4 protein-coding genes are annotated in these 24,650 nt (G+C 35.9%); all 4 read right to left on the bottom strand.

The window, feature by feature from the left end; translation table 11 throughout:
* On the bottom strand, positions 1-1,131 hold the full coding sequence (gene tgt / locus BLV71_RS12305; RefSeq protein WP_093870839.1) for a tRNA guanosine(34) transglycosylase Tgt: 1,131 nt from the start codon (positions 1,129-1,131) through the stop codon (positions 1-3).
* Positions 1,132-1,212: 81 nt separating this feature from the next.
* The gene (gene rluF, locus BLV71_RS12300; RefSeq protein ID WP_093870838.1) at positions 1,213-2,034 is read right to left on the bottom strand and encodes a 23S rRNA pseudouridine(2604) synthase RluF; all 822 of its coding nucleotides are present in this window, start codon (positions 2,032-2,034) and stop codon (positions 1,213-1,215) included.
* 75 nt (positions 2,035-2,109) lie between these two features.
* Complete coding sequence (locus BLV71_RS12295; protein ID WP_093870837.1) at positions 2,110-3,057, bottom strand: PorP/SprF family type IX secretion system membrane protein; 948 nt, start codon at positions 3,055-3,057, stop codon at positions 2,110-2,112.
* 2 nt (positions 3,058-3,059) lie between these two features.
* The gene (locus BLV71_RS12290; protein WP_093870836.1) at positions 3,060-24,641 is read right to left on the bottom strand and encodes a T9SS type B sorting domain-containing protein; all 21,582 of its coding nucleotides are present in this window, start codon (positions 24,639-24,641) and stop codon (positions 3,060-3,062) included.
* Positions 24,642-24,650 lie beyond the last annotated feature (9 nt).

Below are 24,650 nucleotides of genomic sequence, written 5' to 3'. Positions count from 1 at the left end.
TTATAAACGTTTGTCCATTTGTTTTACCATCTTGTCTTTCCACTCAACAAAATCTCCTGCTAAAATATGCTTTCTTGCTTCGCGGGTTAACCATAAGTAAAACCCTAAGTTATGTATAGATGCTATTTGTTTACCTAACATTTCTTTAGATGCAAAAAGATGTCTTAAATATGCTTTAGAATACATAGTATCTACATGAGTAATCCCCATTTCATCTATAGGGGAAAAATCATTTTCCCATTTCTTATTTTTTATATTTATACTTCCATGCGCTGTAAACAACATTCCGTTACGAGCATTACGTGTTGGCATAACACAATCAAACATATCAATTCCTAAAGCTATATTTTCTAATATATTTATTGGAGTTCCAACTCCCATTAAATATCTAGGTTTATCTTCAGGTAAAATTTCTGTAACAACCTCAGTCATTGCATACAATTCTTCTGCTGGTTCCCCTACAGATAAACCTCCAATTGCATTCCCTTCTGCTCCTACAGAAGCAATATATTCTGCAGATTGTTTTCGTAAATCTTTATAAGTACTCCCTTGTACTATTGGAAAAAAAGTTTGATTATAATCGTATTTTAAAGGTGTTTTTTCTAAATGATTAATACATCTTTTTAACCAACGATGCGTCATATGCATTGATCTTTTTGCATAATTATAATCACACGGATATGGTGTACATTCATCAAAAGCCATAATAATATCCGCTCCAATTGTACGTTGTGTTTCCATTACATTTTCTGGTGTAAAAAAATGTGTAGAGCCATCAATATGACTTTTAAACTTTACTCCCTCTTCGTTTATTTTTCTTCTTCCAGAAAGAGAGTATACTTGATATCCTCCACTATCAGTTAAAATATTACGATCCCAATTCATAAACTTATGTAACCCTCCAGCTTGTTCAAGGATCTTTGTTTGTGGTCGTAAATATAAGTGGTATGTATTTCCTAATATTATATCAGGATTTATTTGCTCCTTTAATTCAGATTGATGAACTCCTTTAACTGTAGCAACTGTACCTACAGGCATAAATATTGGAGTTTCTATAGTTCCGTGATCAGTAGTTATTACTCCTGCACGCGCTTTACTTTTTGGATCAGTTATTTTTAAGTCAAATTGCATAGTTGGCAAAGATAAGCATGTAAGTTTAATGTTGTAAAGTAGAAAGTTAAAAGTTTCTTATTGTTATTTATTTTATAAGTTCTATTTATTTCTCTTTCTCCCAAATTTAGAATTAAAATTTGTTCTTTTTCCTGATTTTAAATTTTGATTCTTTTTAGGTTCTTTTGATATTTCTTGAGTTTTAGAAGATGTACTTACTAGCTTAGTAATTTCATCCATTTCTTGGGATGTTAACTCTCTCCACTCTCCTCTTTTTAATTTACCTAAGGAAACATTCATAATTCGTGTGCGCTTTAGTTTAACTACTTCGTAATCTAAATACTCACACATTCTTCTAATTTGACGATTTAATCCTTGAACTAAAATTATCTTAAAAGTTGTATCATTTATTTGTTCAACTTTACATTTTTTTGTTACTGTACCTAGAATGGGTATTCCATTACTCATTCTTTTAATAAAACGCTCATTAATGGTTTTATTTACAGTAACAACATACTCTTTTTGATGATTATTACCAGCTCTAAGAATTTTATTTACAATATCTCCATCATTGGTAAGAAATATAAGTCCTTCAGATGGTTTATCTAATCGTCCAATAGGAAACAATCTTTGAGGATAACCTACGAACTTTACTATGTTCTTTCTTTCTTTACTATCAGTTGTACAAACAATACCTACTGGTTTATTTAAAGCGATATATATAGTTTTAGGTTTTGATTTTAATGGTTTTCCATCAATTTTAACCAAATCACCTTCAAAAACACGATTCCCTAACTGTGCAACTTTTCCATTTATGGTAACCCTCGAAGTACTTATAAATTTTTCTGCTTCACGTCGAGAACATATACCAGTACTACTAATATATTTATTAAGATTTATTGATTTATCGTTAGTATTTTCCATTAAGAACAAAGAAAAAGAAAATCCTCAAAGTACATGAATGTATTTGAGGATTTTTAAAATTATTTTTATTTTGTATTAAAAAATCATCATTTTTTGAGTACAACGAGCTAAACTAGGTCTTCTTTCATAATCAAATCCAATTGTAATCATATGTGTACCATAGTTAAAGTCTTGTGTTTTATTCATATTAATACTAAAACCATAAGAGGCATAAAAATTACTCTTTTTTAATCCAAATAATGGTGCTATTGCATTTGGTACAAAAAATTGATCATTTAAAAAAGTATAACTCAATCCTGCCCAAACATATCCGTCTCTAATTCCTTTTCTTGCTTTAATATTTAAATCAGTTCTTGAACGTTTATCAAATTCACGATACTCAACTAAAAGAGATGGTTCTAGCTCAAAATTTCTACTTATTTTATCAAAAGTAAACGATGAATACATCGTGTATTTTCTTAATACTTTTGGTTCACTTGAATTAAAATCTCTAACTTTTTTATCTAATAAATTTGAAACATTAGCACTTATGCTAAAGCGTTCATAACGGTATAACATTCCAACATCAAAATTTGAATTACCTACAGATCTATTTGCTAAAGATTGTGAGGTATTATTTTGAGAGGTATCAATACCAAACTGGATATAACTATAACTCAATGCAAAAGATAAAAAACTATCATGAAAATCACTTAATGTTAAATGACTTGCTAAAGATAATTTAGCTCCTTGCTGCGTTGTAAAACCATTTCTATCATTAAAAATAGTTAATCCACCTCCAAATCTATCAGCTAATCTCGCCTCAACTGTTACAGATTGGGTATCAGGAGAGCCTTCAACACCAATCCATTGACTAACTCCATTCAGTCTAATTTGTAATCCAGACCCAATACCAGCATATGTTGGTGATATTAGGAATGGGTTATCTGCTAAGTGACTTACATATTGAGGTAACTCAACTTCCTGCGCTACTAATCTTACGCTACAGATTATAATACTTATCGTTAATAAAATCTTTTTCATCCTTATCTATATAATGTAAAGTGACCCATTATTTTTCTTTCTTGACCTGATAACTCTTTAAAATATATAGTATACCAGTAATCTCCTGATGGTAATTCTTTCCCATCATATGTACCATCCCAACCTTGAGCTTGAACACCATTAAAAGTAGTTATTTTTCTAGCATATCTATCATAAATAAACACTCTTAATTCATGATATGTTTCTACTTCTAAAGGATACCAATAATCGTTTACTCCATCTCCATCTGGTGTAAAAATATTAGGTACTTCAATAGTAATATAAACTCCTTCAATTGTTAACTCAGTTTCACATCCTCTACTATCTCTAACTTTAATTTTGTATTCTCTAGTTTCAAAAATAGTAAACTCGTTTTCAGAACTAAATTCTCCATCGTCAATGCTATACTCATAAGGTGGTAAACCAAAACTAGCATTTGCTATTAACTTGTTTTTCTGAGAATCATCTATTGTTAATACTAACTCTTGAATATCTAATACTTCATCTACATTAAGTGTAACTGGGCATGAACTCACAGCGTGTTCTACTGTAACTGTATAATTACTACTTGGTGCTACATTCGTAAAGATACCAGTATCATTAGAAGAAACTAGTGCTCCAGAATCTAATAATGAATATACTACTGCGTCTTTATACTCATCTTGTACCATTGCTGTAATTACATTTCCTACAGGACAAGTATATTCTAAATTAACTTGTAATTGTAAATCTATAGGTCTTACAGTTTCTATTAAAGGTAAAGATTCTGGACTACATACATCATTACTATTTCTAACAGAAATTCCATATTTTTTATTTGCTTCAATACCTTCAGAAGCTCCTAAAACGATTATACCTTCATTATATCTTCCTGGTAAATCAATTCCATTAATACTTACAATATAAGTTGCTGAACCTGGTAAAATACCTCCTCCAGTAGCTTCAATCCTTATTACTGGTGTTGGGTCTGCTATACAAACTTGTTGAGTTACATCTACTAACCTTACAGCTAAAGGTGTTGGAGTTAAAATTTCTACTTCAATAGTATCATAACATCCTACTCTATCTTTAACAGTTATTGTATAAGTACCTGGTGCTAAATTTTCAAAAACGTTAGTTTTAACAAATTTATTTGGTGGCTCTGAACTTATATTATACTCATATCCAGAATTACCTCCTAATGCATTAACTGTAATAGTACCATCGCTTCCTCCGTTACAATTAACATTTGTATGAGTTTCACTTAATTGTAAAGCATCTGGTTCAGTTATTTCATGTACTCCTGTATCTATTTGACAAACATCTCCATCTGCATTTGTACTAAAAACTCTAATCTTATAATTACCTGCAACTAAACCTGAGAACATATTAGATGCTTGAGTTGGTCTTATAATAGTGTTAGAAGGATCTAATAATTGGTACTCATAATTACCTAAACCACCAGTAGTTATAGCTGATAAAACTCCATTATTATCTCCATTACAAGTAACAAATCCTGTAATTACCCTTAGACTAGAAACTAACTCTTCATAAGGATCAACAGTTACTAAAGTAAATGGATCAGAAGTACATCCGTTAGCGTCTCTAACATAGAACTGATGTTTACCTGCTACTACACCAAAAAGATTACTCGGTACAAAATTGACACCATCAACACTATAAGTATATGCTCCTGTTCCTCCTTGACCAGTTACCACAACAGTAGCTAAGTTTCTATCACAAGTTATTGCGGTAGTAACACCCGCTTGAGCTACTACTTTAGTAGGGTCAGTTATTTGAATATTTATAGGTGAACTTTGACAAGAATACTCATCGTATATATTAACTACATAATCACCAGCTTTTAAGTTTGTAAACATAGTACTTGTCTGACTAGCAGAAGTTGTACCATCTGGATAGGTTAATGTATAAGTATATACTGGAATTGCTCCTTGACCACCTGTTGTATTAGTTAACGTTATTGTAGCTGTTTGTTCTCCTATACATAAATTATTATTAACATTATAACTCGCTGTTATCGGAGTAGGATCAAATAATTCAAACATTATAGTTTCTCTACAATTATTAAGATCTCTAACCGTTGCTGAATATTGCCCAGCATTTAATCCTATAATAACATTATTTGTATCAAAACTTTGTATTGTAATCCCAGTTGTTGTATTTACTAATTCGTAATCAAAATTACCCCAACCTCCTGTTGCGCTCAATATAACTTGACCGGTATTAGGTCCTACACAACTAATAAGGGTAGGCGTTGCTGTTATACCTAAACCACCTGTTGGTTGTGTTATTGTTACTGGTGCAGATGTCACAGGACAGAATGGACTTGCTGTCATAGTTACTTCTACATAATATTCTCCTACAGCTAAACTTCCTATTGTGGTTAACCCTGTTCCTGTTCCTGTTACTCCTGTTGTTACTCCTCCTGAATTAAAAACTTCATAGTTGTACGTTCCTGCGTATGGACTACTACTACTGAAATCAAAAGTAAACTCTCCTGTTGATGTTCCAAAACAAACTACATCACTGGTCTTATTGATATCTAAATTAAACACTGGTGCTGCAGCTACCTGATGAACTGTTGATAATCTACACCCGGTTACTGGATTGTAAATTACAACCTCATAACTTCCTGTTCCTAATCCTGTAAATACTTCTGGATTTGCTGCAGGGGCTGTTTGAGTTACCGTCGCGAAAACCGTTCCGTTAATACCTGTTACACTATATTCTACTGTTGGTATTGCTGATACTGAAGTATAGCCTACAGTAATGTTCTCTCCTGAAGCACAATCTATTGCTTTATCTACTGTAATAGTAGCATTTGTCATTCCGTTAAATACTGCTATTGCAGCATTTGTTACTCCAGTACATCCTTTATCATCATAAGCTGTTACTGATACATTTCCACCTGCTATATTAGTAACAGTAAAAATTGTACTTGAATCATCTTGTGTAATATCATCAGATAAGTTTGCTGGTGTTCCATTATCATATACAAATACATAACGTACAAAGGTTCCTGTTCCTCCTGTGATTGATCCCGGTGTTACCATTACCGTTGCATTGTTTGTTACATTATCTGTTGTACACCCAAACTCTACAACTGCTACTGCCCCACTTACATCTACTGCATTGTTTTCCGTAATAGTTACATTCTGTGTAGAAATACATCCGTTAGTTCCAGTTCCTGTAATTACATAATTTCCTGCTGGTAAGCCCGTATAAGTTAATGTTCCGGCAGTAAATGTTCCAGCTACTGGGGCTATACTATACGTTAATGGGTTAATACTATTATTTACCTCTGTTAACTGAACCTCTCCTGTACTTGTTCCATTACAAATCCCATTTACACTCGCAACCGCACTAAAGTTTGGCTCTATCGCTGGTAAAATTACTATCGTGGTGGTACTTGAACATGTTGGAGTAGCTCCCATATCAAACACCTCTACTGTATAGGTATCTGCTGTAGCTGCTGAGAAATTCACTGTAGTTCCTCCTGTACTTGTTTGGGCAACTACCGTTCCTCCTGAATTTGTTACTGCATATTCATACGTTCCTGATCCTGAACTGATATTTAATGCTACAACTCCAGCTGGACTTGCACTACAATCTATATTCTTTGTTTGAGTTACTGTAAACGCTAAACTTGGTAACATCGTTATCGCTTGTGCTGATGCACTACAACTATTACTATCTGATACGGTTACAGAATAAGATCCTGCTGCTACATTGGTAAATGTAAAGGCTCCTGTTCCTGTTTCGGTACGAACTACTGTACTTGTAGTTGTATTGGTTAATACAAATGTATAAGTTCCTGTTCCACCTGCTGGCGTTGCTGTGATACTTCCTCCTGTACTTCCACTACATGCACTATCATCTTTGGTTAATCCAAAACTTACGGCTACTGGATTTACAACCGTTTCTGTTGTTGAAACCTCACATCCGTTAGCATCTCGTACTGTTACTGTATAGCTTCCTGATTCTAAATTACTAAATACATTACTGCTTCCTAATGCAACCGCTGGTGATGTTCCTGTTACTGGCGTTAAACTATATTGATAACCACCCCATCCGTTAGTAGCTGTTGCTGTAATGCTTCCGTCATTTCCTCCATTACAACTTACCGCTACTGGTACTGCTGTAATTCCTAATCCTGCTGTTGGTTGAGCTATAGATACAACGGCAGAGGTTACTGGACAGAATGGACTTGCTGTCATAGTTGCTACTACATAGTATTCTCCTACTGCTAAACTTCCTACAGTTTGTAATACGCCTCCTGTTACACCTACTACTGCTGCTCCTACTGTCGTATCATCTCCTGTAGCTGGTGTTCCGTTGGTATTCATTAATTGATAGTTGTAAAGACCTGTATATGGACTACTACTACTGAAATCAAATGTTAACTCTCCTGTTGATGTTCCAAAACAAACTACATCACTGGTCTTATTAATATCTAAATTAAACACTGGTGCTGCATTTACTTGATGAACTGTTGATAATCTACACCCGGTTACTGGATTGTAAATTACAACCTCATAACTTCCTGTTCCTAATCCTGTAAATACTTCTGGATTTGCTGCAGGGGCTGTTTGAGTTACCGTCGCGAAAACCGTTCCGTTAATACCTGTTACACTATATTCTACTGCTGGTATTGCTGATACTGAAGTATAACCTACTGTAATGTTCTCTCCGGAAGCACAATCTATTGCTTTATCTACTGTAATAGTAGCATTGGTCATTCCGTTAAATGCTGCTATTGTTGCATTGGTTACTCCTGAACATCCTTTATCATCATAAGCTGTTACACTTACTGTTCCGCCAGATTCATTCGTTGCTGTGAAACTTGCACTTGAACTATCTTGTGTTACTGGTGTACCACTTGCTGGGGTATATACAAATACATAACGTACAAAGGTTCCTGTTCCTCCTGTGATTGAGCCTGGTGTTACCGTTACCGTTGCATTGTTTGTTGTGTTTCCTGTTGTACAGCCAAACTCTACAACTGCTACTGCCCCACTTACATCTACTGCATTGTTTTCCGTAATAGTTACATTCTGTGTAGAAATACATCCGTTAGTTCCAGTTCCTGTAATTACATAACTTCCTGCTGGTAAGCCCGTATAAGTTAATGTTCCGGCAGTAAATGTTCCGGCTACTGGTGCTATACTATACGTTAATGGGTTAATACTATTATTTACCTCTGTTAACTGAACCTCTCCTGTACTTGTTCCATTACAAATCCCATTTACACTCGCAACCGCACTAAAGTTTGGCTCTATCGCTGGTAAAATTACTATCGTGGTGGTACTTGAACATGTTGGAGTAGCTCCCATATCAAACACCTCTACTGTATAGGTATCTGCTGTAGCTGCTGAGAAATTCACTGTAGTTCCTCCTGTACTTGTTTGGGCAACTACCGTTCCTCCTGAATTTGTTACTGCATATTCATACGTTCCTGATCCTGAACTGATATTTAATGCTACAACTCCAGCTGGACTTGCACTACAATCTATATTCTTTGTTTGAGTTACTGTAAACGCTAAACTTGGTAACATCGTTATCGCTTGTGCTGATGCACTACAACTATTACTATCTGATACGGTTACAGAATAAGATCCTGCTGCTACATTGGTAAATGTAAAGGCTCCTGTTCCTGTTTCGGTACGAACTACTGTACTTGTAGTTGTATTGGTTAATACAAATGTATAAGTTCCTGTTCCACCTGCTGGCGTTGCTGTGATACTTCCTCCTGTACTTCCACTACATGCACTATCATCTTTGGTTAATCCAAAACTTACGGCTACTGGATTTACAACCGTTTCTGTTGTTGAAACCTCACATCCGTTAGCATCTCGTACTGTTACTGTATAGCTTCCTGATTCTAAATTACTAAATACATTACTGCTTCCTAATGCAACCGCTGGTGATGTTCCTGTTACTGGCGTTAAACTATATTGATAACCACCCCATCCGTTAGTAGCTGTTGCTGTAATGCTTCCGTCATTTCCTCCATTACAACTTACCGCTACTGGTACTGCTGTAATTCCTAATCCTGCTGTTGGTTGAGCTATAGATACAACGGCAGAGGTTACTGGACAGAATGGACTTGCTGTCATAGTTGCTACTACATAGTATTCTCCTACTGCTAAACTTCCTACAGTTTGTAATACTCCTCCTGTTACACCTACTACTGCTGCTCCTACTGTCGTATCATCTCCTGTAGCTGGTGTTCCGTTGGTATTCATTAATTGATAGTTGTAAAGACCTGTATATGGACTTCCACTACTGAAATCAAATGTTAACTCTCCTGTTGATGTTCCAAAACAAACTACATCACTGGTCTTATTAATATCTAAATTAAACACTGGTGCTGCAGCTACCTGATGAACTGTTGATAATCTACACCCGGTTACTGGATTGTAAATTACAACCTCATAACTTCCTGTTCCTAATCCTGTAAATACTTCTGGATTTGCTGCAGGGGCTGTTTGAGTTACCGTCGCGAAAACCGTTCCGTTAATACCTGTTACACTATATTCTACTGCTGGTATTGCTGATACTGATGTATAGCCTACTGTAATGTTCTCTCCGGAAGCACAATCTATTGCTTTATCTACTGTGATAGTAGCATTGGTCATTCCGTTAAATGCTGCTATTGTTGCATTGGTTACTCCTGAACATCCTTTATCATCATAAGCTGTTACACTTACTGTTCCGCCAGATTCATTCGTTGCTGTGAAACTTGCACTTGAACTATCTTGTGTTACTGGTGTACCACTTACTGGGGTATATACAAATACATAACGTACAAAGGTTCCTGTTCCTCCGGTGATTGATCCTGGTGTTACCGTTACCGTTGCATTGTTTGTAGTGTTTCCTGTTGTACAACCAAACTCTACAACTGCTACTGCTCCACTTACATCTACTGCATTGTTTTCCGTAATAGTTACATTCTGTGTAGAAATACATCCGTTAGTTCCAGTTCCTGTAATTACATAACTTCCTGCTGGTAAGCCCGTATAAGTTAATGTTCCGGCAGTAAATGTTCCGGCTACTGGTGCTATACTATATGTTAATGGGTTAATACTATTATTTACCTCTGTTAACTGAATCTCTCCTGTACTTGTTCCATTACAAATCCCATTTACACTCGCAACCGCACTAAAGTTTGGCTCTATCGCTGGTAAAATTACTATCGTGGTGGTACTTGAACATGTTGGAGTAGCTCCCATATCAAACACCTCTACTGTATAGGTATCTGCTGTAGCTGCTGAGAAGTTTACTGTCGTTCCTCCTGTACTTGTTTGAGCAACTACCGTTCCTCCTGAATTTGTTACTGCATATTCATACGTTCCTGATCCTGAAGTGATATTTAATGCTACAACTCCTGCTGGACTTGCACTACAATCTATATTCTTTGTTTGAGTTACTGTAAACGCTAAACTTGGTAACATCGTTATCGCTTGTGCTGATGCACTACAACTATTACTATCTGATACTGTTACAGAATAAGATCCTGCTGCTACATTGGTAAATGTAAACGCTCCTGTTCCTGTTTCGGTACGAACTACTGTACTTGTAGTTGTATTTGTTAATACAAATGTATAAGTTCCTGTTCCACCTGCTGGAGTTGCTGTGATACTTCCTCCTGTACTTGAGTTACATGCACTATCATCTTTGGTTAATCCAAAACTTACGGCTACTGGATTTACAACCGTTTCTGTTGTTGAAACCTCACATCCGTTAGCATCTCGTACTGTTACTGTATAACTTCCTGATTCTAAATTACTAAATACATTACTATTTCCTAATGCAACCGCTGGTGATGTTCCTGTTACTGGCGTTAAACTATATTGATAACCACCCCATCCGTTAGTAGCTGTTGCTGTAATGCTTCCGTCATTTCCTCCATTACAACTTACCGCTACTGGTACTGCTGTAATTCCTAATCCTGCTGTTGGCTGAGCTATAGATACAACTGCGGATGTTACTGGACAGAATGGACTTGCTGTCATAGTTACTACTACATAGTATTCTCCTACTGCTAAACTTCCTACAGTTTGTAATACTCCTCCTGTTACACCTACTACTGCTGCTCCTACTGTCGTATCATCTCCTGTAGCTGGTGTTCCGTTGGTATTCATTAATTGATAGTTGTAAAGACCTGTATATGGACTTCCACTACTGAAATCAAATGTTAACTCTCCTGTTGATGTTCCAAAACAAACTACATCACTGGTCTTATTAATATCTAAATTAAACACTGGTGCTGCAGCTACCTGATGAACTGTTGATAATCTACACCCGGTTACTGGATTGTAAATTACAACCTCATAACTTCCTGTTCCTAATCCTGTAAATACTTCTGGATTTGCTGCAGGGGCTGTTTGAGTTACCGTCGCGAAAACTGTTCCGTTAATACCTGTTACACTATATTCTACTACTGGTATTGCTGATACTGATGTATAGCCTACTGTAATGTTCTCTCCGGAAGCACAATCTATTGCTTTATCTACTGTGATAGTAGCATTGGTCATTCCGTTAAATGCTGCTATTGTTGCATTGGTTACTCCTGAACATCCTTTATCATCATAAGCTGTTACACTTACTGTTCCGCCAGATTCATTCGTTGCTGTGAAACTTGCACTTGAACTATCTTGTGTTACTGGTGTACCACTTACTGGGGTATATACAAATACATAACGTACAAAGGTTCCTGTTCCTCCGGTGATTGATCCTGGTGTTACCGTTACCGTTGCATTGTTTGTAGTGTTTCCTGTTGTACAACCAAACTCTACAACTGCTACTGCCCCACTTACATCTACTGCATTGTTTTCCGTAATAGTTACATTCTGTGTAGAAATACATCCGTTAGTTCCAGTTCCTGTAATTACATAACTTCCTGCTGGTAAGCCCGTATAAGTTAATGTTCCGGCAGTAAATGTTCCGGCTACTGGTGCTATACTATATGTTAATGGGTTAATACTATTATTTACTTCCGTTAATTGAATTTCTCCGGTACTTGCTCCATTACATATATCATTTACACTTGCTGTTGCAGTAAAACTTGGTGCAATCGCTGGTGCTACAACAACCTGCCTAGCAATTGAACATGTAGAAGAAGCATCAGTAATTGTTACTTCATAAGTTCCACTTGTAGTTACATTGTGTGTTGTTGAATTTGTTGCAAAACTTCCTGCTGTAATTGGAGGGTTTGCTGTTGCTCCTACTCCTAAAATGGTATAATTATAAGTTCCTCCTGAACCTGAAGTTACATTAACTGTAACTTGTGCTTGACCTGGTGTACAATTTAAGTTTTGACTAACCACTAAATTGAAATCAATATCAGGATGTATAGTTACTGCCTGTGTTGCACTCTCACAACCATTTGCATCTCTAACAATAACTGTGTGATTACCTTCTGTAACGTTATTAAATGTATATGGGTCAGTTGATGTAGCTGCTGTGTATGTAGTTCCATTATCAATAGAATATTGATATGGAGCTAAACCACTTGCCATATCAACAGTTATTGTATTATTAGTACCACAACTGTTTGAAGTTACTGAGTTAATAACTGGTAATTGACTTACACTTAAGCTTACATTTCCAATAACTGCAGAACATCCATTTGTATCTGTAGCTGTTACTTCAACCGTTACAGGTAATGTTTTGTCTGTAACATTTGCATAAGGAATATTAATAGACGTTGATGATGTTGGCGTCGTAATTCCTGTAGCATTAGTAATATTAAGCGCATATGTATACCCAGGGAAACCTCCAATAACATTTGTAATATTTACTGTACCATTTTGGCTACATGAAATATCATTCCCTTTAATCACATTTCCTGTTATAGGATCTCCTTCTTGAATAAGAGTATCTAAACTACCCCAAGAACAAGCTCCTGATGTAACCTCTATGTAATAACTTCCTGCATCTAAACCAGAAGCAGTAACCGTTGTTGATGTACCCGTATAAGAATGAGATATTCCACTATAAGGTGGTGTAGTTACTGCTACACCAACATTAGAGGCATTTCTCTTAAATAAAGTCCATGTGAATGGAGAACTTATATCTGGACTACTTGTATCAATAGTAAATGTTATTTCACCATTAGATGCTCCGTTACATTGGTTTGAGTTAACTGCTGTTGTTATAGGTATGCTAGGTGTAAAATCTGCATATACATCTTCATTATTCTGTTTAATACAATCATCACTTGCATCACCTGGAATTGCTCCCCCTGCATTTTCATTAGTATCTTTTACATAAAACACATACGTTAACCCTGGAGTCAATCCAGTAAATGTATAAGTCCTGTCTTGCGAAGGTACTGGTGCTGGTGGTGGTGGTGGTGGACTAGTAGCATCTGCATTATACCAAGTTCCTGTTGTATTAGATATTGCAAATTGAAATGGACCAACTCCTCCTACCGCTTCAACCGTTACACTAAAACCTGAAGCACAAGAACCAGGATTAGCTACAGGATTTACAATTAATCCATCAACTAAGAATGGAGTTATAAATTGTGGCAAAGTTTTCATACAAATAACAGTACCTCCTCCATCAACAATTCTCATTGCTGGATTTACCACTGTTCCTGGGTCAATACCTAAAAATACATTTTCTGTATGATCCGCAGTCCAAGTTCCATTTAACCTTCTTAATTGTAATACATAAGGTGCAGATGGTAATGTTGTACCTGATAAATCATATTCAAAACCATAAGCACTATTATCTACTTCAAAATTAACACATGTAGCTGGTAATCTTCCATTTAAAGTTGCTGTTAACTCTGGCAACTCTATAATAGTAATAGTCTGGTTAGCTGGAGAACATGTATTTCCATCAGTTATTGAAACTGTATAAGTTCCTGCTGTTAATCCTGAAAAACTACTAGTTAAACTATTTGTTGTTGTGGTAGTATTAACACTTCCTCCATTAGTTATATTTATCGTATATGGAGCTGTTCCGTTTGCAATAGCAACATTAACTGTTTCTTGCTCTCCAAAACATTCAGGTGTAGTATTAGGTAAACTTAAAGTAAACGATGGATTTGTAGTTTGTCCTACATTTATCGTTGAACTATAGTTACACCCTGATCCATCTCGAATAAAGAAATCGTAATCTCCTGATGCTGTAATTGGGAAAGTTGCTGTTGCTCCATAAACTGGAGTCGCTCCACTTCCGTTGGCTATTATTGCATAGGTATAAGTTCCATCTCCTCCTTGTGGTGTGATTGTTAAACTTCCATCATTACATGTAACATTTGTTGTCGCAGCTGTTCCGGTTAACTGATCGTTGATCGTTACACTTTGTTGTGTTCCTGAACATCCTGCTCCATCTATTACATCAATCGTATACGTTCCTGCACTTAATCCGCTAAAGGTATACGTATTTGAGGTTGCTGGTGTTGGAGTTTGTGGTGACCCGCCATTTATGATAAATTGATTATTACCATTTCCTCCTGCTGCTACTGTTACAACTATTTCTCCATTACTTCCATTAAAACATGTAGTTGGTACTGCTGTAAATGTAAGTCCTAAAGCTGGAGCTACAGTAATTGCAAAGGCTGGTGAATCACAATTATTACTATCGCGTACTACTGCATTATAATTCCCTGCTGTTAAGCCTGTAAATGTTGAACTCGCTTGGAAACTTCCTCCATTATCTATACTATAAGTATATCCTGGGGTTCCTCCTGTTCCTGTTACTTCTATTGTTGCTCCTGTTGGTGTTGAACACGTTATAACCTTTGTTATCGCCGCACTTGAGCCTACAACTGTTGGCTCATTTAAAGTTACTGCTGGTAAACTAACTGTACACGCTGCTAATGAACTTGCATCTGGACGGATTTGAATCGTATAACTTATGTTATCTAATCCTGTAATTGTAGTCGCTGCATTAGTAGTGGTTACCCAATTCGTTCCGCCATCTGTACTATATTGATATGAAGTTGTAAAGTTGACTGCTTCTATAGTAATCGTTCCATCGGTTCCGCCATTACACGTTACATCTGTACTTCCTGTTACACTTCCGCCAAAAGCTTGACCTGCGGCTACTGTTACTACAAAATTTCGTGGACATGCGCGTGGAGCATTTACTGTTACTGTATGTGTACCTACTGCTAAATTATTAAATACATTACTTGCCTGAGTTGTAGTTCCTCCGTCTAAACTATAAGTATAAGTTAAAACTGGTGTTGCTGGGGCTGTTAAAGTTACATTTCCAGTTCCATCACAGTTATATGCTACACTATTTGTGAATGCTGGTATTACTGGTAATGGATCTATAGTTAATGTTCCTACTGATTGAGTACATCCGTTGTTATCTCGTACTGTTAATACATAACTCCCTTCTGTTAAATTGTTATATACTAAAGCGCTATTATAAACACCATCTACTCCATAAGTATATGGTCCTGTTCCTCCTGTTGCTGCTGTAAATGTAATTTGTCCTAAAGTTGTACATGTGTAATCTTGTGTTACACTTGCAGTACTTGATACCGTTGTTAATGCATTTATAGTAACATTTACTGGGGTTTGTGTACATCCATTGGCATCAGTTACCTGAACACTATACGTTCCCGGGGCTAATGTGTCATATAAAATGGTACTTCCACTTTGAGTCGTATTAGTTCCATTGAAGTTTATTGTATATGGTGCAATACCATCTGAAATACTTACATTAATACTTCCTGTTCCTCCATTACAACTTATTTGGGTTGCTGTGGTTGTAAATGATGGATTTGTAGTTTGTCCTACATTTATCGTTGAACTATAGTTACACCCTGATCCATCTCGAATAAAGAAATCATAATCTCCTGAGGTGGTAATTGGGAAAGTTGCTGTTGCTCCATAAACTGGCGTAGCTCCACTTCCGTTGGCTATTACTGCATACGTATAAGTTCCATCTCCGCCTTGTGGTGTGATTGTTAAACTTCCATCATTACATGTAACATTTGTTGTCGCAGCTGTTCCGGTTAACTGATCGTTAATCGTTACACTTTGTTGTGTTCCTGAACATCCTGCTCCATCTATTACATCAATCGTATACGTTCCTGCACTTAATCCGCTAAAAGTATACGTATTTGAGGTTGCTGGGGTTGGAGTTTGTGGTGATCCTCCATTTATAATAAATTGGTTATTACCATTTCCTCCTGCTGCTACTGTTACAACTATTTCTCCATTACTTCCATTAAAACATGTCGTTGGTACTGCTGTAAATGTAAGTCCTAAAGCTGGAGCTACAGTAATTGCAAAGGCTGGTGAATCACAATTATTACTATCGCGTACTACTGCATTATAATTCCCTGCTGTTAAGCCTGTAAATGTTGAACTCGCTTGGAAACTTCCTCCATTATCTATACTATAAGTATATCCTGGGGTTCCTCCTGTTCCTGTTACTTCTATTGTTGCTCCTGTTGGTGTTGAACACGTTATAACCTTTGTTATCGCCGCACTTGAGCCTACAACTGTTGGCTCATTTAAAGTTACTGCTGGTAAACTAACTGTACACGCTGCTAATGAACTTGCATCTGGACGGATTTGAATCGTATAACTTATGTTATCTAATCCTGTAATTGTAGTCGCTGCATTAGTAGTGGTTACCCAATTCGTTCCGCCATCTGTACTATATTGATATGAAGTTGTAAAGTTGACTGCTTCTATAGTAATCGTTCCATCGGTTCCGCCATTACACGTTACATCTGTACTTCCTGTTACACTTCCGCCAAAAGCTTGACCTGCGGCTACTGTTACTACAAAATTTCGTGGACATGCGCGTGGAGCATTTACTGTTACTGTATGTGTACCTACTGCTAAATTATTAAATACATTACTTGCCTGAGTTGTAGTTCCTCCGTCTAAACTATAAGTATAAGTTAAAACTGGTGTTGCTGGGGCTGTTAAAGTTACATTTCCAGTTCCATCACAGTTATATGCTACACTATTTGTGAATGCTGGTATTACTGGTAATGGATCTATAGTTAATGTTCCTACTGATTGAGTACATCCGTTGTTATCTCGTACTGTTAATACATAACTCCCTTCTGTTAAATTGTTATATACTAAAGCGCTATTATAAACACCATCTACTCCATAAGTATATGGTCCTGTTCCTCCTGTTGCTGCTGTAAATGTAATTTGTCCTAAAGTTGTACATGTGTAATCTTGTGTTACACTTGCAGTACTTGATACCGTTGTTAATGCATTTATAGTAACATTTACTGGGGTTTGTGTACATCCATTGGCATCAGTTACCTGAACACTATACGTTCCCGGGGCTAATGTGTCATATAAAATGGTACTTCCACTTTGAGTCGTATTAGTTCCATTGAAGTTTATTGTATATGGTGCAATACCATCTGAAATACTTACATTAATACTTCCTGTTCCTCCATTACAACTTATTTGGGTTGCTGTGGTTGTAAATGATGGATTTGTAGTTTGTCCTACATTTATCGTTGAACTATAGTTACACCCTGATCCATCTCGAATAAAGAAATCATAATCTCCTGAGGTGGTAATTGGGAAAGTTGCTGTTACTCCATAAACTGGCGTAGCTCCACTTCCGTTGGCTATTACTGCATACGTATAAGTTCCATCTCCGCCTTGTGGTGTGATTGTTAAACTTCCATCATTACATGTAACATTTGTTGTCGCAGCTGTTCCGGTTAACTGATCGTTGATCGTTACACTTTGTTGTGTTCCTGAACATCCTGCTCCATCTATTACATCAATCGTATACGTTCCTGCACTTAATCCGCTAAAGGTATACGTATTTGAGGTTGCTGGTGTTGGAGTTTGTGGTGACCCGCCATTTATGATAAATTGATTATTACCATTTCCTCCTGCTGCTACTGTTACAACTATTTCTCCATTACTTCCATTAAAACATGTCGTTGGTACTGCTGTAAATGTAAGTCCTAAAGCTGGAGCTACAGTAATTGCAAAGGCTGGTGAATCACAATTATTACTATCGCGTACTACTGCATTATAATTCCCTGCTGTTAAGCCTGTAAATGTTGAACTCGCTTGGAAACTTCCTCCATTATCTATACTATAAGTATATCCTGGGGTTCCTCCTGTTCCTGTTACTTCTATTGTTGCTCCTGTTGGTGTTGAACACGTTATAACCTTTGTTATCGCCGCACTTGAGCCTACAACTGTTGGCTCATTTAAAGTTACTGCTGGTAAACTAACTGTACACGCTGCTAATGAACTTGCATCTGGACGGATTTGAATCGTATAACTTATGTTATCTAATCCTGTAATTGTAGTCGCTGCATTAGTAGTGGTTACCCAATTCGTTCCGCCATCTGTACTATATTGATATGAAGTTGTAAAGTTGACTGCTTCTATAGTAATCGTTCCATCGGTTCCGCCATTACACGTTACATCTGTACTTCCTGTTACACTTCCGCCAAAAGCTTGACCTGCGGCTACTGTTACTACAAAATTTCGTGGACATGCGCGTGGAGCATTTACTGTTACTGTATGTGTACCTACTGCTAAATTATTAAATACATTACTTGCCTGAGTTGTAGTTCCTCCGTCTAAACTATAAGTATAAGTTAAAACTGGTGTTGCTGGGGCTGTTAAAGTTACATTTCCAGTTCCATCACAGTTATATGCTACACTATTTGTGAATGCTGGTATTACTGGTAATGGATCTATAGTTAATGTTCCTACTGATTGAGTACATCCGTTGTTATCTCGTACTGTTAATACATAACTCCCTTCTGTTAAATTGTTATATACTAAAGCGCTATTATAAACACCATCTACTCCATAAGTATATGGTCCTGTTCCTCCTGTTGCTGCTGTAAATGTAATTTGTCCTAAAGTTGTACATGTGTAATCTTGTGTTACACTTGCAGTACTTGATACCGTTGTTAATGCATTTATAGTAACATTTACTGGGGTTTGTGTACATCCATTGGCATCAGTTACCTGAACACTATACGTTCCCGGGGCTAATGTGTCATATAAAATGGTACTTCCACTTTGAGTCGTATTAGTTCCATTGAAGTTTATTGTATATGGTGCAATACCATCTGAAATACTTACATTAATACTTCCTGTTCCTCCATTACAACTTATTTGGGTTGCTGTGGTTGTAAATGATGGATTTGTAGTTTGTCCTACATTTATCGTTGAACTATAGTTACACCCTGATCCATCTCGAATAAAGAAATCATAATCTCCTGAGGTGGTAATTGGGAAAGTTGCTGTTGCTCCATAAACTGGAGTCGCTCCACTTCCGTTGGCTATTACTGCATAGGTATAAGTTCCATCTCCGCCTTGTGGTGTGATTGTTAAACTTCCATCATTACATGTAACATTTGTTGTCGCAGCTGTTCCGGTTAACTGACCATTGATGGTTATACTTTGTTGAACACCATTACAACCAGCTCCATCTACTACGTCAACTGTATATGTTCCTGCACTTAACCCACTAAAAGTATACGTATTAGAGGTAGTTGGTGTTGGAGTTTGTGCTGACCCACCATTTAAAATAAATTGGTAATCACCATTTCCATCATTTACTGTTATATCTATTTGTCCGTTACTTCCATTAAAACATGTCGTTGGTACTGCTGTAAAATCTATTGTTCTAGGAGGATTAACATTAACTGTAACAGGTGTACATCCTACCTTATTAATGGCAATGTCAACATTATCTATAAAGTTACCTACAGATAAACTACCTGTTGCGGTAGAAACTGCTTCGAAAGCTATAATTGTTGTTGTTTGTCCAGCAGGAACTGTATATGTACCTGAATAAGAACCCCAAGCAGATGTTCCGTCACTCATTGTTTCTTGAACTCCTGCTGTTGCTAAATCGCCACCAATTCTAACGGTAGCAACATCAGTACCAGCTCTTCCTCTATGATCAACAGACCATGTAATAACATCTCCTGGTTTTGTACAATATTCTTGATATAAAGAAGAACTGACATTTGCATTTAATTCTAAGAAATATTCTCCTTCAGAAGCTGGTACTCCATTGAAACCAGACCTCCATATTTCAATTCTATTATCAGAAGCAGTTGTATCCCAACCAGGTACATCATCTTCATTTACTATTCTATATGTTGAAATTGTAAATGGATGCGTTTCAAAACCTCCGTTTTGGAAAGGATCTACTGAACAACCACATTCATCACAGTTTCTACTGTCTCTTACATTTGCTATATAAGGTGTTGCACTTGGAGGTACATTTGGAAAAACTGGTGATGATTGCCATGTTGCAAAACCATCTATACTATATTCATAAGGTGGTACACCTCCAACAGCTGTAAAAGTTAATGTTGCCCCAGCTCCAACACATGAAGGTGGATTATCAACTGAAGCTGTTAATGTTAATGCTGGTGGTTCATTTACAGTAGCAGAACCTAAATCTACTTGACAATTTACTACACCATCATTTTCACGAATGAAAATATTGTATGAACCATTAGCTAAACCTACTATTTTATAAGGATTGTCTACTGCTTCTCTCCATGTTGTTCCTCCATCAGTAGAATATTCATAACTAGCTCCTGTGAAGTTTTCTGCAAATATAGTAATAGATCCATTATCACTTCCATGACAAACACTATCAGCACTTCCTAATATACTTCCTCTAAACTCCTGGTTTGAAGCTACATTAACGACTACATTTCTTGGACAAGCTCGCGGTGCAGTAACAGTAATTGTATGTGCTCCTGTAGCGACATTATTGAAAACATTACTTGTTTGAGCAGTTCCTCCATCCAAACTATAACTATAGGTTAATGTTGGTGTTGCTGGTGGTGTTAATGTTATATTACCTGTTCCATCACAGTTATAAGCTACACTGTTTGTGAATACTGGTATTACTGGTAATGGATCAATGGTTATGCTTGGTAATGTTAAAACACAATTATTTGAATCACGTACTGTTATAGCATAAGTACCTTCAGTTAAATTGTTATAAACTAAATCAGTATTGTAAACTCCATTAATACCGTAAGTAAAAGTTGGAGTACCTCCAGTTGCTGCTACAAAAGTTATTTGTCCAAAAGTAGTACATGTGTAATCCTGTGTTAAACTTGCAGAACTAACAATAGGTGTTTTATCTTCAATTTGAACATTAGCAATGGAATATGTACATAAATATGAAGGCTTAGAAGCTCTAATATCTATGGTATATGTGTTAACAGCTAACCCTGTAAAATTACCTGAAGTATCCCAATTTGAACCTCCATCAATACTATACTCAACTAAATATCCTTGATTACTACCATTAACTGAAACATTAATAGAACCATCTACTTGACCTGTACAAGAAATATCTGTTGCAGTATGATTAAATGCTAAAGGAGCTTCAACAGAAATAGTTATTGGATTAGAAATCGTGTAACAATTATTACTATCAATAATTACAAATCTGTACGTTCCTTCATTTCCATTTGTTACAGAATAGGTATTTGATGAAAAATAAGCACCAGCAGGAATATCTGAAATTGCAGTATATAAATCTGTTCCTTTATCTGTCCATACTGCATAACTATATTGACTACCCGTAGTTAAAGTTCCTCCACTTCCTGATAAAGTAATAATTCCATCAGAAGATCCTCCTGTACAGGAAATGTTTTTTGTATTAGCAGCTGTAAGTGTTAAATCTGGAGCCTGATTTATAGTAACATTTTCAGTTATTGAACAATCTGCAGTTGTAACTCTTACTTGATATGCTCCTCCAGTTGTTACATCAAATGTATAATCATTACTATTTATTGGGCCTTGTGTTCCAATTGTAGTAGCTCCTTGTAATAATGTATAGGTATATTGACCTGGTACATTATTAACTTGTACTCTAATTTTCCCTATATCACCAGAACAAACTATATGTGTAGGTGTTACATCAATAGTTATATCATTATTTTGAATATTTATTGGTCCAAAATCATAAGTACAAGAAGCTGCTGTAGGATTATTTATACGTATTTGTAAATTATAATCTCCTGCATTAGTTAATCCTGAGAATGTATTTGAATTTTGAAATCCTACATCATAACCAGAAGGTCCTGTTAATCTATACTGATATCCAGCTGGTATTCCATTAATAACTATTTGACCATCATTACCACACGTTATATCTTGCTTAATAATATCTGGTGTTAATGTTGCCTTGAATACATTGAAATAATATGTATTAGGACACCTTCCATCATATAGTACATCTACACGATATTCTCCTTCATCAGCTATACTTTGATTAAATGCTGAACCTATTTCATTCCAAGTACAACTTGTATTTACGTTTGCACAACCAACTGTTGTAACATCAGGACAAGAAGTTTCATCTAATTTATACCATTTAACTGTTGTAGCTGAAGCAGGATCAAATGGTAAATTTATACTTCTAGAGCTACCTGTACCACATAAAAATATTTCAGCTAAATCTGAACCATCATTAGGACATGTTAACATTCTGTCTGCAAATGGAATTAATGGATTTGGTTCAGAATTATAAGGAATAACATTAATAGTTTCAGTTGCATCTATACAACCAACTGGTGCTGTTTTTCTTACAGTATATGTTCCTGTTGCTGTAACTACAATAGATTGCGTAGTTCCAATTATTGTACCTCCAGCATCTCTCCACTCATAGGAAGCAAATCCACTACCTGCAGTTAAAGTTAAATTAGCACCACATAAAATCTCATCTCTTTCAAAAGTACATCCACTAGTATCAGCAAGAAAATTTGAAGTTCCTACTACTCCAAAATTACAGGCATCTATTCCTGCAAAACTTGGTTCATTAAGTGTTCTTGGTGTACCTCCTCTATCACTATCGTAATTTGCAAAAGCCTGATTCTCAATACGATTAGAACAAACATCTCTTAATTGATTACAATCTGAAACTACTTGAACTTTAAATCGAATATCATATTTTGCGCCATTTTCTTCTACCATACTATCTGGTATATTAATGGTAATTTTTCCTCTAAAACCATTAGCTAAAGCTGGTGGTTCATATTGAAATTGAGTAGGATCATTACGATCTATACCTGCTGGTAAAGTAATATCAGCAACAATTAAATCAACATTTTTAGGTAAAATATCAACAAACTCAGTATTTAAAGCATTATCTGTACCTACATTCTGGAAACTAACGTTATACCATAATTCAGCTCCTAATGCTAATGAAGTACCAGAAATATCATTTCCTGCAGAATCTTCTATCGTTTTAATCATTTGAATTTTTGGTTCAATGATTTCTATAGACATTGCATTTAAAAATGGCCAATATACATCTCCACTTGTGGTAAATCTTACATCAGCAGTGGTATCTCCATTTCCTATTATACTATTACTTGGATTCGTACTTCCACTTATACTTAAAATATCTACATCAAACCCTAATGTATTAGTACTTGATGGAGTTCTTGTAGTTGTAATTGCAGCATTTCTTGAGATACTTCCGTTAAAAAAGTTATTTGCTGGATTTACAGCGTTAGAAATATCTACATATGTATTTGTATTATCTTCTATTTGAAACTGATCTCCTCCAATTCCATCATCTCCTTCTAAAGCTCCTACAATAAATTCAGCTCTTACTGGACCTGCAGGAATTGTTTTAAAACCGCTATAGGTTACATCTACATCATTTGAACCGTCAATAGTTTGAAAACCATCAAAAATAGAAATATTTTTACTAGACTCATTTTGGTTTTCATAAATGATTACCATTGTCCAACCACCTGCACCTCCTAATCCATTAGTATCAGTACCAGTTACCGCCTTAATATCAGCAGCATAATAATCTCCGTTTGCATTCGCCTGAGCAGCAACCTCAGTAGTAATATCTTTAAAACATACGTAAGGCTTTTGTGTAGCAGAACCATCATCATAAATTACTTCTCCAGTTACAGTTTCATAATCCCCACTTGGTAATTTAAATTTAATTGTATTAAAACTACTACTTCTTGTCTCCTGTCCTGCCCAAGTTTCATAAGGATAAATTGCAGCCCAGTATAATCCAGCGTACACTACTCTTGAACAACTTGGTAAAGTTAAAGTTGATTTACTAGATGAAAAAGTAGATCCACTTCCTGTAATTCCATCTGCATCATCAACATCAATGTACTGCATGTTTTGCTGTCCATTGTTTAAATTATTAATATTAGAATAGTAATTAATGCCACAACCATCCGTAGATGTTAATGCATATAAAGTTAGTGCACTTGGAAAATTATCATTAGCATCTAAAGTAGTTCCTGAAACCGTATAGGTATAGTCTCTATACCAAAAACCACAAGCCGCATTCCAAATCCAACTTCTACGAGAACTTCTTGTATATGTAGTTACATACTCTCTATTTACAATACTATTAGCTATAAACGTCATGTTACCTCTAACATTGACACCTCCAGCAGCTAACCTTTGTGTAAATGCTTTGTCTGGTCGAAGCCTAACAGCACTTTCTTTAAGAATAACTTTTTTTCTATTATTTTCTATGTAATTCCTAACTCTTTTCGCATTCTTATCTTGAGAATACGAGTTAGTTATAAAGCTAATGAAAGCTATTAATATTAATACTATTTTTTTCATGGATTCAGG

Source organism: Tenacibaculum sp. MAR_2010_89, assembly GCF_900105985.1.
In the GTDB taxonomy this organism is placed as follows: domain Bacteria; phylum Bacteroidota; class Bacteroidia; order Flavobacteriales; family Flavobacteriaceae; genus Polaribacter; species Polaribacter halocynthiae.
This window is presented reverse-complemented; position numbering and strand designations above follow the sequence as displayed.